15 protein-coding genes and 1 pseudogene are annotated in these 12331 nt (G+C 60.4%); 8 read left to right on the forward strand and 8 right to left on the reverse strand.

Going from position 1 to position 12331, the window contains the following annotated elements:
* The first annotated feature begins 133 nt into the window (after window positions 1–133).
* Window positions 134–1480 carry a class II 3-deoxy-7-phosphoheptulonate synthase gene (locus BFQ03_RS04785; protein ID WP_065942584.1) on the forward strand — a complete coding sequence of 449 codons (1347 nt, stop codon included), beginning with the start codon at window positions 134–136 and terminating at the stop codon, window positions 1478–1480.
* Window positions 1481–1531: 51 nt separating this feature from the next.
* Here the strand turns inward: BFQ03_RS04785 and BFQ03_RS04790 are convergent, their stop codons facing one another.
* Together BFQ03_RS04790 and BFQ03_RS04795 are read right to left on the reverse strand one after the other, a co-directional pair.
* Window positions 1532–2764, reverse strand: a complete 1233-nt coding sequence (locus BFQ03_RS04790; RefSeq protein ID WP_065942585.1) for a winged helix-turn-helix domain-containing protein — start codon at window positions 2762–2764, stop codon at window positions 1532–1534.
* 43 nt (window positions 2765–2807) lie between these two features.
* On the reverse strand, window positions 2808–3014 hold the full coding sequence (locus BFQ03_RS04795) for a DUF1127 domain-containing protein (protein WP_032863432.1): 207 nt from the start codon (window positions 3012–3014) through the stop codon (window positions 2808–2810).
* 70 nt (window positions 3015–3084) lie between these two features.
* Here BFQ03_RS04795 and BFQ03_RS04800 point away from each other — a divergent pair, with 70 nt between their 5' ends.
* On the forward strand, window positions 3085–3966 hold the full coding sequence (locus BFQ03_RS04800; RefSeq protein ID WP_032863036.1) for a LysR family transcriptional regulator: 882 nt from the start codon (window positions 3085–3087) through the stop codon (window positions 3964–3966).
* Here the strand turns inward: BFQ03_RS04800 and BFQ03_RS04805 are convergent.
* A complete protein-coding gene (locus BFQ03_RS04805; RefSeq protein ID WP_032863042.1) occupies window positions 3956–4705 on the reverse strand; it encodes a sulfite exporter TauE/SafE family protein in 750 nt (249 codons plus the stop codon). The genes BFQ03_RS04800 and BFQ03_RS04805 overlap by 11 nt on opposite strands.
* 110 nt (window positions 4706–4815) lie before the next feature.
* Here BFQ03_RS04805 and BFQ03_RS04810 point away from each other — a divergent pair, with 110 nt between their 5' ends.
* The 4 genes and pseudogenes from BFQ03_RS04810 (at window position 4816) to BFQ03_RS04820 (ending at window position 6954) form a co-directional block, all read left to right on the forward strand.
* Window positions 4816–5766 carry a LysR family transcriptional regulator gene (locus tag BFQ03_RS04810; protein WP_032863043.1) on the forward strand — a complete coding sequence of 317 codons (951 nt, stop codon included), beginning with the start codon at window positions 4816–4818 and terminating at the stop codon, window positions 5764–5766.
* Between the two features lie 77 nt (window positions 5767–5843).
* On the forward strand, window positions 5844–6287 hold the full coding sequence (locus BFQ03_RS04815) for a MarR family winged helix-turn-helix transcriptional regulator (RefSeq protein WP_032863046.1): 444 nt from the start codon (window positions 5844–5846) through the stop codon (window positions 6285–6287).
* Window positions 6288–6333: 46 nt separating this feature from the next.
* A pseudogene (locus BFQ03_RS30520) lies at window positions 6334–6420 on the forward strand (outer membrane lipoprotein carrier protein LolA); the annotation flags it as partial.
* 114 nt (window positions 6421–6534) lie between these two features.
* Window positions 6535–6954: an organic hydroperoxide resistance protein gene (locus BFQ03_RS04820; protein ID WP_032863048.1), complete on the forward strand. Its 420-nt coding sequence runs from the start codon at window positions 6535–6537 to the stop codon at window positions 6952–6954.
* Window positions 6955–7013: 59 nt separating this feature from the next.
* On the opposite strand, the gene BFQ03_RS04825 is transcribed toward BFQ03_RS04820, so the two are convergent.
* Both BFQ03_RS04825 and earP read right to left on the reverse strand, forming a co-directional pair.
* The gene (locus tag BFQ03_RS04825; RefSeq protein ID WP_032863050.1) at window positions 7014–7586 is read right to left on the reverse strand and encodes an elongation factor P; all 573 of its coding nucleotides are present in this window, start codon (window positions 7584–7586) and stop codon (window positions 7014–7016) included.
* Between the two features lie 49 nt (window positions 7587–7635).
* Window positions 7636–8769, reverse strand: a complete 1134-nt coding sequence (earP, locus tag BFQ03_RS04830; RefSeq protein ID WP_032863052.1) for an elongation factor P maturation arginine rhamnosyltransferase EarP — start codon at window positions 8767–8769, stop codon at window positions 7636–7638.
* Between the two features lie 132 nt (window positions 8770–8901).
* Between earP and BFQ03_RS04835 the strand changes: the two genes are divergently transcribed.
* Complete coding sequence (locus BFQ03_RS04835; RefSeq protein ID WP_032863054.1) at window positions 8902–9261, forward strand: hypothetical protein; 360 nt, start codon at window positions 8902–8904, stop codon at window positions 9259–9261.
* Between the two features lie 13 nt (window positions 9262–9274).
* Window positions 9275–9757 (forward strand): GreA/GreB family elongation factor, encoded by a 483-nt coding sequence (locus BFQ03_RS04840; RefSeq protein ID WP_065942586.1) that lies wholly within the window; start codon window positions 9275–9277, stop codon window positions 9755–9757.
* Window positions 9758–9762: 5 nt separating this feature from the next.
* Here the strand turns inward: BFQ03_RS04840 and cysB are convergent, their stop codons facing one another.
* The 3 genes from cysB to BFQ03_RS04855 all read right to left on the reverse strand — a co-directional run bounded on the left by cysB (window position 9763) and on the right by BFQ03_RS04855 (window position 12330).
* Complete coding sequence (gene cysB / locus BFQ03_RS04845) at window positions 9763–10737, reverse strand: HTH-type transcriptional regulator CysB (protein WP_010176165.1); 975 nt, start codon at window positions 10735–10737, stop codon at window positions 9763–9765.
* 104 nt (window positions 10738–10841) lie between these two features.
* Window positions 10842–11342: a universal stress protein gene (locus tag BFQ03_RS04850; protein WP_065942587.1), complete on the reverse strand. Its 501-nt coding sequence runs from the start codon at window positions 11340–11342 to the stop codon at window positions 10842–10844.
* Between the two features lie 70 nt (window positions 11343–11412).
* Complete coding sequence (locus BFQ03_RS04855; RefSeq protein WP_032863060.1) at window positions 11413–12330, reverse strand: 5'-nucleotidase; 918 nt, start codon at window positions 12328–12330, stop codon at window positions 11413–11415.
* Window position 12331 lies beyond the last annotated feature (1 nt).

Below are 12331 nucleotides of genomic sequence, written 5' to 3' on the forward strand. Positions count from 1 at the left end.
CTAATGGCCCCGGCACGGGTGCAAGCCGCCTGGTACCAGGCGGGAAAGGCGCGATTGTCGGCCAAGCAGCGCCAGCAGGTCACGCACTAATTGCTGATAACATGCACGTCCCCGACATTCATTCGAGTTCACGATGAGCCAACCCTGGAGCCCTGACAGCTGGCGCGCCCTGCCGATCCAGCAACAACCCCGCTACCCTGACGCCGCACACTTGTTGCAGGTCGAGCAGAGCCTGGCCAGTTACCCGCCGCTGGTCTTCGCCGGCGAAGCCCGGGAGCTGCGCCGCCAGTTTGCCGAGGTGACCCAGGGTCGCGCGTTCCTGCTGCAAGGTGGCGATTGCGCCGAGAGCTTTGCCGAATTCTCCGCCGCAAAGATCCGTGACACCTTCAAAGTGCTGCTGCAGATGGCCATTGTCATGACCTTCGCCGCCGGCTGCCCAGTGGTAAAAGTCGGGCGCATGGCCGGCCAATTCGCCAAGCCGCGCTCGGCCAATGATGAAACCATCGACGGCATCACCCTGCCCGCCTACCGTGGCGACATCGTCAACGGCATCGGTTTCGACGAGAAAAGCCGCGTCCCGGATCCCGACCGCCTGCTGCAGTCCTACCACCAGTCCACCGCCACCCTGAACCTGCTACGGGCCTTCGCCCAGGGCGGTTTTGCCGACCTGCACCAGGTGCACAAGTGGAACCTGGACTTTATTGCCAACTCCGCCCTGGCCGACAAGTACAGCCAACTGGCAGACCGCATCGACGAGACCCTGGCCTTCATGCGTGCCTGCGGCATGGACACCTCGCCCCAATTGCGCGAGACCAGCTTTTTCACCGCCCACGAAGCCCTGCTGCTCAACTACGAGCAAGCCTTCGTGCGCCGCGACAGCCTGACCAACGACTACTACGACTGTTCGGCCCATATGCTGTGGATCGGCGACCGCACGCGCCAGCTCGATGGCGCCCACGTCGAGTTCCTGCGCGGGGTGAACAACCCGATCGGGGTCAAGGTCGGCCCGAGCATGAACCCCGACGACCTGATTCGCTTGATCGATATCCTCAACCCGGACAACGACCCCGGCCGCCTGAACCTGATCGCGCGCATGGGCGCCAACAAGGTCGGCGACCATCTGCCCAACCTGATCCGCGCCGTACAGCGTGAAGGCAAGCAGGTGCTGTGGAGCAGCGACCCGATGCATGGCAACACCATCAAGGCCAGCAGCGGCTACAAGACCCGGGACTTTGCGCAGATCCTCAGCGAAGTGAAGGAATTCTTCCAGGTTCATGAAGCCGAAGGCACTTATGCCGGAGGGATTCATATCGAAATGACCGGACAGAATGTTACCGAATGCATTGGTGGCGCGCGGCCGATTACCGAGGATGGCTTGTCGGACCGCTACCACACCCATTGCGACCCGCGGATGAACGCCGATCAGTCGCTGGAATTGGCGTTCCTGATTGCCGAGACATTGAAACAGGTCAAACGCTAGAGCGGTGGTGGCCTGATCCACCGCTATCGCGGGTAAGCCCGCGATAGCGCCCTACCTGGCAACTTCCATCGCCAGCATCGCCACCCGCAACCGGGCCGCACTGTGCCGCTGACAGTTGATCTGCACCTGCGCCAACCCCAGCCAATCGGCCATCTGCCGCAAGTTCAACGCCAACGCCAGCATCCCCGCCTCGTCCAACCCCGGTTCTTCCTCGTGCACGGCATGCACCGCCAGCCGGCCATTGGCCCGCTCGGCCCGCAAGTCCACCCGCGCAGCAATCCGTTCGTTGTGCAGAAACGGCAGCACGTAATAGCCATACACCCGTTTATCCTGCGGGGTGTAGATTTCCAGTCGATAGCGAAAGTCGAATAATCGTTCGGTGCGGCTACGCTCCCAAATCAGTGAATCGAAGGGCGACAGCAAGGCACTGGCCACCACCTTGCGCGGGACGCTTGGCTCGGGCAGGCAATAAGCCGGCTGCTTCCAACCCTGAACCTGGCAGACCTGCAATTGCCCATCCTCGACCAATTCGGCGAGGCGCCCGCGACTCTGCGCGGGTTCCAGGCGGAAGTAATCGCGCAGGTCCTTTTCCGTAGCGACACCCAACGCCGTTGCGGCATGCACTATCAGACCACGCTGGGCGCTGGCTTCGCTCAAGGGCGCCTGTTGCAGAATGGCCGCTGGAATGACTCGCTCCGGCAAGTCGTACAACCGCTCGAAACCCCGCCGCCCGGCCACCGTCACCCAGCCCGCGGCGAACAACCACTCCAAGGCGTGCTTTTCATTACTCCAGTCCCACCAGGGCCCGGCGCGCTCTTCACGGGTCGACAGGCTGCCAGCTCCCAGCGCGCCCTGTTGTTCGACGATAGCCAGCACGCGGCGGATGGTGGCCTGCTGCTCGCGGCCAAAACGCGCCATCTGCTGATAGATCCCCTGCCCCTCGGACGCGCGCTGCATGCGCCAGCGCATCAACGGATACAGTGCCATGGGCAGCAGGGAGGCTTCATGCCCCCAATATTCAAACAGCGTGCGCCGTCGGCCCTGGCTCCAGGCGGCCTGTTCGAGCAGCAGCGGGGAATAATTGCCCAGGCGGGAAAACAGCGGCAGATAGTGGGAGCGCACCACTGCGTTGACCGAATCGATCTGCAATACGCCCAGGCGCTCGATCAGGCGATTGACCTGCGCGGCCTTGACCTGCGCCGGCGGCTGGCGCCCGCTGAAACCTTGGGCCGCCAGCGCCAGACGGCGCGCCTGCTTGAGGGAAAAACTCAGTTCTGCGGGCATGTGCATCTCCTGATTACGCCCGCGAACTGTAGCGCGATGCCCGTCATTTACCCAACGGATCATTCCAGAAATGCCGGTGGCGCTCCTGCTCCACATCGGCACGCGTCAAACCGATATCCTTGAGCGACTCATCACTCATGCTTGCCAGCAACTGACGTTCGCAATGCAGGGCATACCAACGAGAAACTCGTTGAAACAGCCCGGAAAACGGCCGCCTTACCATCAACACAAAACCTTTCTGACCTTTCATCATCTCGCCCTCCAGTGGGGATGACTGAAGTCTGTGCCTGCGGCTATGATCAATCCAACGAATGTTTCTTATGTTATACATCTCGGAGATTGATCAATTGTCCAACTACCCGAGCATCGACACCGACGTGCTGCGCACCTTCGTCGCCATCGCCGACCAGGGCGGTTTCACCCGCGCCGGCGAGTTGGTCAATCGCACCCAGTCCGCCGTGAGCATGCAGATGAAGCGCCTGGAAGAAGACGTGCTGCAACGCAAGCTGTTCGAGCGCGATGGGCGGCAGGTCAGGCTCACACCCGAGGGCCAGGTGTTGCTGGGGTATGCGCGGCGCATCCTGAAACTGCACAGCGAGGTGTTCAACACCCTGCGCGAACCGCACATGGTCGGGCTGGTGAGGATCGGCACCCCGGATGACTATGTGATGCGCTACCTGCCGGGCATTCTCAAGCGGTTTTCCAAGGCATACCCGCTGATCCAGATCGAGATGCACTGCGAAGGAACACCCATCCTGATGCAGCGACGCGACCTGGCACTCACGGTGGTCAGCCGCGAGGCGGGTAATGAAATCGGCGAGCTGTTGCGTAATGAACGCATGGTCTGGGTGGCCTCCCCCTGCTTCTGCGTGGATGAACACGAAGCCCTGCCCCTGGCGATTTCCGGCATGGACAGCTTCTGCACCCAATGGGCCCGCGCTTCGCTGGATGCCGTAGGGCGCGAGTATCGCCTGGCCTATCACAGCTCCAACGGCGCGGCGATCCAGGCGGTGGTCGGTGCGGGGCTGGCGGTGACGGTCATGATGGAAAGCCTGGTCACCGAAGATCTGCGCATACTCGGCAGTGACGAAGGTTTCGGCCCCCTGCACACGGTCAACCTGCGACTGCTGCGCAACCCGAGCATGTCCTCCCCCATCACCGAATGCCTGGCGGAATACATCCTGGAGGGTTTCAGACTTTAAAGGTCAACATCACCGCGCACATCACCAGGAAGCCGCAGAACAAACCGCGCAACAGGCGCTCCGGCAATGCGTGGGCGATTTTCACGCCCCAACTGATGCTGAGCAACCCGCCGACGGCCAGGGGTACGCCGATCAGCCAATCCACTTCGTGGTGCCAGGCATAGGTCACCAGCGTGACGCCTGTACTAGGCAAGGCCAATGCCAGGGAAAGGCCCTGGGCGACCACCTGGGTGGTGCCGAACACACTGGTCAAGACCGGCGTCGCAACCACCGCGCCGCCGACACCGAACAGGCCACCCATGGAACCCGACGCCGCTCCCAACACCCCCAGCCACGGCCAGGAGTAACGCATCTGCGCACTGGGTGGCGCATTGCTGGTGACCATACGCAACAAGTTGTACGCCGACAGGGCCACCAAAAACGCAATAAAGCCAATACGCATGACGCCCGCATCGATGCCTACCGCCCAGATCGAACCCAGCCAGGCAAAGCAGAAACCCGTGACGCCAAGGGGCAAGGCATGGCGCAGCTCAATGCGATTACGCTGGTGATAACGCCACAAGGCCAGCATCACATTCGGCACCACCATCACCAGCGCCGTGCCTTGGGCGATTTGCTGATCGAGGCCAAACAGCACGCCCAGCACCGGAATCGCGATCAGCCCGCCACCAATGCCAAACAGACCGCCGACGGTACCCAGGGCTATGCCCAGCACCACATACATCGCCATATCCACCACAGCTACACTCCCGCACTGACTCAAGCTCTGCATGCTACGCAGTCCACTCTGGCATGGAAACGCATAGCAACGCACAATGGCTATGCCAAATACGCACAAGCGAATCCCCCATGAACCCCACGACCTTGACTGACCAGCTGGGCCTGTTCCTCGATGTGCTGGAGGCCGGCAGCTTTTCCGCAGCCGCGCGCCGCCATCCGCTGACCCCTTCCGCTGTTGCCCGTAGGATTGACAGCCTGGAGGGCGCCCTGGGCAGCCAGTTATTCCTGCGCAGTACCCATGCGGTGCTGCCCACCCCCGCCGGCCTGGCGTTTGCCGAGCGCGCGCGGCGGATTGTCCGGGAGTTGCAATTGGCGCGGGCCGAAGCCGTGTCGCTGAGCCATGCGCCCGAGGGCCTGATTCGCGTGGACGCGCCCGCCGCCTTTGGCCGGCGACACCTGGCGCCGGCCATTGCGGACTTTCTGACCGTCTACCCGGGCCTGGACGTGCACCTGCACCTGATCGACAGCTTTGTCGACATGCAAGGCGAACACCTGGGCAAGGTGGATCTGGTGCTGCGCGCGGGACATATCGTCGACACCCGGCTGATCGCCACGCCATTGGCCAGCATCGTGCGAATCGCCTGTGCCAGTCCGGCCTACCTGAAAAACCGTGGTACACCGACCCACCCCAGCCAACTCAACGAACACGATGGCCTGGATTGGGAAGGACTGGCGCCGATGTTCGCCTGGCGCTTTGAACTCGATGGGCGCAAGAACACTTACCGCCCACAGCGTATCCGCATGAGCGCCAACAATGCCGAAGCCCTGCTGTCCGGTGCCCTGGCCGGCCTGGGCATCGCTCACCTGCCGACCTGGCTGGCCAGTGAATACCTTGTGCGCGGCGAACTGGTACCGTTGTTCTGCGAAAACGGCCTGCCTACCGCCGAAAGCGCGGGTATTTACGCCCTGCGCCTGGAGCAGCAGGCCAACGCCCGCAGCCGCCTGCTGCTGGAGTACCTCAAGAGCCGTTTCAGCCCCGTCCCGCCTTGGGATCTGGCACTGCAAAGCGGCTGGGGCTGACAACTGCCACAGAATTATCTGGCGCGTTAAAGATTTGGCCGCTAGATTCCAGATCAAATACGCTTTAAGGCACTGCCATGAAAGACTCTTGCGACGCCCTGCTTCTGAACAACCAACTGTGCTTCGCCCTGCACTCCACGTCGTTGTTGATGACCAAGGTCTACAAACCCCTGCTGCAAGCCCTTGGCCTGACCTACCCGCAGTACCTGGCCATGATGGTGTTGTGGGAAAAGGATGGTTTGACCGTGGGCGAAATCAGCAACCGCCTACTCACCGACCCGGGCTCGCTGACGCCACTGCTCAAGCGCCTGGAGGCCGAAGGCCTGTTGAGCCGTACGCGCAGCCGTGCCGATGAGCGCGTGGTCGTGGTGGAGTTGACCGAGGCAGGTCGAGCGTTGCGAGACAAGGCTATGGATGTTCCTCCATGCATCTTCGGCGCCAGCGGGTTGCAGGTGGAGCAACTGCAGAAGCTGCAGGCGGACTTGCTGCAATTGCGCAGGAACTTGCAGGGTAGCGTCTGACCCTCTCACTGTTTTCGACCGAACATAGGCCCCTATAGGGGCCGGCTTGCCGGCGAAAATCGCCAACGATAATGCGGGGGGCCAGGTGCCCCGCGTCGCGCTCAGGTTTTTCGCCAGCAAGCTGGCTCCTACAGGTAATCGTGGTCATTTAAAAAATATATTGCGCGCAAAATATTTGCACGATAGATTTATCTCGCCAACTATTTATCGCACTAACTTTTAGTGTAGAAGAAGCGAGGAAAAACCCATGCAAACCCTCTATACCGCAGTAGCCACCGCCACCGGCGGCCGTGATGGTCGCGCCGTTTCCAGCGACAACATCCTCGACGTCAAGCTCGCCACCCCAAAAGAGCTGGGCGGCGCCGGCGGCCAAGCCACCAACCCGGAACAACTGTTCGCCGCTGGCTACTCGGCCTGCTTTATCGGTGCCCTGAAATTCGTCGCCAGCCAGAGCAAACGCAAAATCCCCGATGACGCCTCGATCACTGCCCATGTAGGCATCGGCCAGATCCTCGGTGGTTTTGGCCTGGACATCGACCTTCACGTATCCCTGCCCGGCCTGGCCGCGGATGAGGCACAAAGCCTGGTGGATGCCGCACACCAGGTCTGCCCGTACTCCAATGCCACTCGTGGCAATGTCGATGTGCGCTTGCATATCACTGTGTGACGGGAAACAGGCATAAAAAAACCCGACTCTTGGTCGGGTTTTTGTCAGTAACGCCAGAATTACTTCTTGGCGCGACCTTTGTACGAACCACCTTCGCGGGTGTCGATCTCGATCATGTCGTCGATTTCGATGAAATCAGCCACTTGCAGCTCGGTACCGTTAGCCAGCTTGGCAGGCTTCATCACTTTGCCCGAAGTGTCGCCGCGAGCGGAACCTTCGGTGTAGGCAACCTTACGCACGATGGTGGTCGGCAGCTCTACGGAAACCAGGCGATCTTCGAAGAAGATGGCTTCGCAAACGTCGGTCATGCCTTCTTCCACGAACGGCAGAACGGCTTCGATGTCTTCAGCGTTCAGCTCGTACATGGTGTAGTCGGTGGTGTCCATGAACGTGTAGGTGTCGCCGCTGATGAAGGACAGGGTCGCTTCCTTGCGGTCGAGGATCACGTCGTCCAGTTTGTCATCGGCGCTGTATACGGTTTCGGTCTTGTAACCGGTCAGCAGGTTCTTCAGCTTGGTCTTCATGATTGCGCTGTTACGACCAGACTTGGTGAACTCAGCTTTCTGAACCAACCAAGGGTCGTTGTCGATACGGATCACGGTACCGGGTTTCAGTTCTTTACCAGTTTTCATTACGAATATCCGAAATTTGGATGGGATTTACAAAAATCAAGGTCGCGTATCATATCCAATTTTCATAAAACTGTACCAGCGCCGTCGCAAGATCGGCTTGCAAGGCCTGTTCCAGACACCATTTTTCGGCGTGTGTGGTCAGTTCCGGCCAATGTTCAAGCAGCATTTTCCAGCTTGAGGCCATATCGCTGTCTGTGTTCCAGGCTTGCCATAGGGCAATCAGCGCAGTTTTCGCCAGTGCAGACAGATCCTGGGTGTAGAGCGTGAGGAAGGCATCGAGCTTGTCCAGGTGAATGTCGTCATCCTGTCGGTAGATATGCCATAGCAACGGACGTCCTGCCCACTGCGCCCGCACAAAGGAGTCTTCGCCGCGTACGGCGTTGAAGTCACAGCACCACAGCAAGCGGTCGTATTGTTCCTGCCGCACGAACGGCAGCACCTGTACCGTCAGGGTACCGCGCAGATGAACATCCCCCGCTGCCAACGTCTCGATACTCAACCAGCGTTGCACGTCGCCAAGGATGCGCCCTTCCGGCACCAGCAGATGAGTGGCTTGCCCATCAGACGCCAACACGTCCAGCCAACTGGCCAAGCCGGCGTTTTCATAGGCAAACAACGACATCAAACGCGCGCCCTTTGCGGGAAAGACGCCCAGCGCTTGTAGGAATTGTTGCTGAGCCTGCCGATCACGCCCAAAGGCCTGCCGCTGTTCGATCAGCCCGGCCTCACGCAGCAAGCCGCCCGTACCAGGACGAAATCCGGGAAAGAAGAAATACTTTTGCACGCCCTTGAACTTCACCGACGGCAGGCCGTGGCAACCGACTACCCATTCTTCGGCACTCAAATAGTCGAGGTTCATCCACAGTGGCGGGAGCTCACGCCCAGCCATGGCCTCCATGTAGTCATGGGGCAATTGGCAGGCAAAGGCGGCGATCACCACATCGGCTGCCGGCGTCGCAACCCACTCCTGCGACCAGTGACGGACATCGACACCCTCTTGCCACTGCTGGTCCAACCGCACATCCACCTCTGGGCACATGCGTTCGAACGCCCGTAAATCATCGACCCACAAGCGCACCACGCAGGCGTGTTCCGCTGCCAATTGCCGGGCCAGGCGCCAGGTCACGCCGATGTCGCCGTAGTTATCGACGACGCTGCAAAAAATATCCCAGCGGGCTTTCATTCCGGGCTCCATCATTGAAAGGCTCGATTGTCCGCATAAATGCCGCCATGCAGAAGGGTTGATCGCGATTATTCTGCACGCCGGCTGTGCGACAATCCGCAACTCACCGCAACCGCCCGCCAGGAGGCCGCCATGTCCGATCGCCCGCTGTCGATGTTCAAACTCAGTATTGCCGTGGCCCTGGGCCTGTGGCTGGGCTTTGTCGCCATCGTGCTGACAGGCTGGCTGGCCTCGCGCTACCTGTTTGAACAGCCCGTGGCCCAGGTCGTGCAACAGTTGGGCAAGCCGCCTGCCGTGACGCCTGAACCGCCGAACCAAATGTTCGAGCAATACCAGCAAAACCTGCACAAGCAGGAGCAACAACAGGCGATGGAGCAGGCGCGCGCCAACCCGCGCAACCTGTCCAACCCCAAATGCCAGTTCTGGCTCCAGCAGGACCAGAACGCCCCCAGCGACAAGAGCCGGGCCAACGTCCTGCAATTGTGTGATTGAGCCGCAAGCCCCCATGAATAAACACGCCGTCCTCCAGTTGATCCTGGAAAAACTCGCCGCCGATCTGGATGTGGCCCAACGCGCCGCGCAAACCGCGTACGAAACCGCGACCCACGAAGAAAATATCGCCGAGAACAAATACGACACCCTGGGCCTGGAGGCGTCTTACCTTGCCGCCGGACAGGCCAAGCGCGTCGAGGAGATCAAACAGTCACTGGTGCTGTGCCAGAACCTCAACCTGCGGCCCTACGATGAGCAACGAGGTATCGAAGTGGGCGCCCTGCTCGGCCTGGAAGACGACAATGGTCGCCAGCAATGGCTGTTCCTCGCACCGGATGCGGCAGGCTTGAAAGTCTACGTGGTGGGGCAGTTGGTGACCGTCATCACCCCTCGCTCGCCGCTGGGCAAAAGCCTGCCGGGCAAGTTCGAAGGGGATGAGGTGGAGATTCTGGTGGCGGGCGCCCGGCAACAGTTCACCGTGACCGAGGCCCGCTGAGCCGATCAGTGAACCGGCAGTTCAACGCCGTCGAACAGTTCTTCCAGTTCCTGCTTGTTGTGGCACTGGATCGCCTTGGCCATGACTTCACGGGTCAGGTGCGGGGCGAACTTCTCGATGAAATCGCACATGAAGCCGCGCAGGAACGTGCCACGACGAAAGCCTATCTTGGTCACGCTGGACTCGAACAGTTCGCTGGCATCGAGCACCACCAGGTCGCTGTCGAGCTTGGTATCGACAGCCATCTTGGCCACGATGCCGACGCCCAGGCCCAGGCGCACGTAAGTCTTGATCACGTCAGCGTCAGCCGCGGTGAACACCACTTTGGGCGTGAGGCCGCGATGGCTGAAGGCTTCGTCGAGTTTGGAGCGGCCGGTGAAGCCGAACACGTAGGTGACAATCGGGTATTCGGCCAGGGCTTCAAGGGTCAGCTTCGGCAGTTTGGCCAATGGGTGCCCCTGAGGGACCACTACACAGCGGTTCCAGCGATAGCACGGCATCATCACCAGGTCACCGAACAGCTCCAGGGCTTCGGTGGCGATGGCGAAGTCGACGGTGCCGTCAGCCGCCATTTCGGCGATCTGCATCGGCGAGCCCTGGTGCATGTGCAAGGCCACGTCCGGGTACTGCTTGATGAACGAGCTGATCACCGGCGGCAGCGCATAACGCGCCTGGGTGTGGGTGGTGGCGATCGACAGGGTGCCTTTTTTCTCGTTGGAGAACTCCTGGGCGATCTGCTTGATGCTTTCTACCTTGCGCAGGATTTCGCCGGCCGTGGTAATGATGCGCTCACCGGCTGGCGTAACGCGGGTCAGGTGTTTGCCGCTGCGGGCGAACACTTCGACGCCCAGTTCGTCTTCCAGCAGGCGGATCTGTTTACTGATACCCGGTTGCGAGGTGTAGAGGCTTTGAGCCGTGGCGGAAACGTTGAGGTCGTGGTGCGCCACTTCCCAGATGTAGCGCAGTTGTTGAAGCTTCATATGTGTCCCTCAAAGCAGATAGACGCCACGGATATCAGCGACGGTATATAACTATATTAAAGGTTTTAGTGATAAATCTAGAACTTTTTATCGTTTACGCCCCATCACACATCATCACTGCGCCGACGCTGCAGTAAAGGCACCAGATACACCGGTACCTGGGACAACTGCAACACCCGCGCCGCCGTACGTCCCAGTGGCGTGGAGGCCCCCGTGCCCTGGCTATGACTTCCTACGATCAACAAATCCACCGAGAGTTTCTGCGCCTGGTCGAGAATCACTTGGGCGGGATCCCCCTGGATCACCCGCACCGAGCGAATCAGTTTCAAATCCTGGGCGTCGTCGTCCAGCTCTTCGCGAAAGCTGTCCAGTACCCGCTGCTCAATACTCGCCATCACTGTGTCCAATCCCTGGGTCTGCCATTCACTCAGTGCATGCTCATCAAGGTAGCTTTGCAGCACCGACTCGGCGAACAGCCCGATAGGCTCTACAACATGAATCACATAAAGATCAGCCTTGAACGTTCGCGCCATCGCCAGCGCATGTTGCATCACATAAGGCGCATAAACACCCAAGTCAGTGGCGTACAACATCGAACCGATCATAAAACCTCCTGGACTGCCAGGATGGCGGGGATTGCTTCAGCTTAGCAGCGCCTTGGCGACTGCGATGGACTTAGCTTTCGACCTGGATTTTTGGTTCATTGCTGATGCCATGGGGCACATGCCCGGTGGCCACCACCGCCCTGGCTTTTTCGCAATGACCGGCCTGATCGTCGAAAAACACATCGGCAGCAAACGCCTCAAGGAACGCTGATTTCTCCAGGCCACCCAGAAACAGCGACTCGTCCAGGCGGATATCCCACTCACGCAAGGTGCGGATCACCCGTTCGTGGGACGGCGCCGAACGCGCCGTCACCAGCGCCGTGCGGATCGGGCATGACTCGTCGGAAAATTCGCGCTGCAGCAGATTGAGCGCCGCCAGGAAGCCTTTGAAGGGACCGCCGCGCAGAGGCTCGCGGGCCGACTGCCGCTCGCTGGCCTGGAACGCTTCCAGGCCACCGGTTTGGTAGACACGCTCGGACTCATCGGAAAACAGCACCGCGTCGCCATCGAAGGCTATCCGCAGTTCGGCGCTGGAGGCCCGCCGCGCGCCTCCAGACAAAATAGTCGCGGCGGCAAAACCTTCGTCCAGCGCACTGCGCACATCTTCGGCGTGGGTCGAAAGGAACAAGTGACTGCCAAACGCGGCCAGGTAAGGGTGCGGGTTACGCCCACCGACAAACGCGGCACGGGAAATATCCAGACCGTAATGCTGGATCGAATTGAACACACGCAAACCGGTGTCGGCACTGTTGCGCGACACCAGTACCACTTCGACCCGAGCCCGCCCGAGGCTGGCGTTCAGGCTCAGGAGCTTCTTGACCAAGGCAAAGGCTTCTCCCGGCTCAAGGATTTCTTCCTCGTGCTCAATCTGGTATTTGCGGTACGCCTCGACGCCTTGGGCCAGGTAGATCTTGTGGCTTTCGCTCAGGTCGAACAGCGCTCGCGAGGAAATCGCCAGCACCAGTTTGTCGCTTATCCCTTTGGCCATG

It is taken from the genome of Pseudomonas sp. 25 R 14 (assembly GCF_900004755.1).
Taxonomy (GTDB): Bacteria; Pseudomonadota; Gammaproteobacteria; order Pseudomonadales; family Pseudomonadaceae; genus Aquipseudomonas; species Aquipseudomonas brenneri.

Bases quoted from the DNA above. Each gene is read 5' to 3' on its own strand.
- BFQ03_RS04785 (WP_065942584.1), top strand. From the start codon at position 134: ATGAGCCAACCCTGGAGCCCTGACAGCTGGCGCGCCCTGCCGATCCAG.
- BFQ03_RS04790 (WP_065942585.1), bottom strand. From the start codon at position 2,764: ATGCCCGCAGAACTGAGTTTTTCCCTCAAGCAGGCGCGCCGTCTGGCG.
- BFQ03_RS04795 (WP_032863432.1), bottom strand. From the start codon at position 3,014: ATGAAAGGTCAGAAAGGTTTTGTGTTGATGGTAAGGCGGCCGTTTTCC.
- BFQ03_RS04800 (WP_032863036.1), top strand. From the start codon at position 3,085: ATGTTATACATCTCGGAGATTGATCAATTGTCCAACTACCCGAGCATC.
- BFQ03_RS04810 (WP_032863043.1), top strand. From the start codon at position 4,816: ATGAACCCCACGACCTTGACTGACCAGCTGGGCCTGTTCCTCGATGTG.
- BFQ03_RS04815 (WP_032863046.1), top strand. From the start codon at position 5,844: ATGAAAGACTCTTGCGACGCCCTGCTTCTGAACAACCAACTGTGCTTC.
- BFQ03_RS04820 (WP_032863048.1), top strand. From the start codon at position 6,535: ATGCAAACCCTCTATACCGCAGTAGCCACCGCCACCGGCGGCCGTGAT.
- BFQ03_RS04825 (WP_032863050.1), bottom strand. From the start codon at position 7,586: ATGAAAACTGGTAAAGAACTGAAACCCGGTACCGTGATCCGTATCGAC.
- earP (WP_032863052.1), bottom strand. From the start codon at position 8,769: ATGAAAGCCCGCTGGGATATTTTTTGCAGCGTCGTCGATAACTACGGC.
- BFQ03_RS04835 (WP_032863054.1), top strand. From the start codon at position 8,902: ATGTCCGATCGCCCGCTGTCGATGTTCAAACTCAGTATTGCCGTGGCC.
- BFQ03_RS04840 (WP_065942586.1), top strand. From the start codon at position 9,275: ATGAATAAACACGCCGTCCTCCAGTTGATCCTGGAAAAACTCGCCGCC.
- cysB (WP_010176165.1), bottom strand. From the start codon at position 10,737: ATGAAGCTTCAACAACTGCGCTACATCTGGGAAGTGGCGCACCACGAC.
- BFQ03_RS04850 (WP_065942587.1), bottom strand. From the start codon at position 11,342: ATGATCGGTTCGATGTTGTACGCCACTGACTTGGGTGTTTATGCGCCT.
- BFQ03_RS04855 (WP_032863060.1), bottom strand. From the start codon at position 12,330: ATGGCCAAAGGGATAAGCGACAAACTGGTGCTGGCGATTTCCTCGCGA.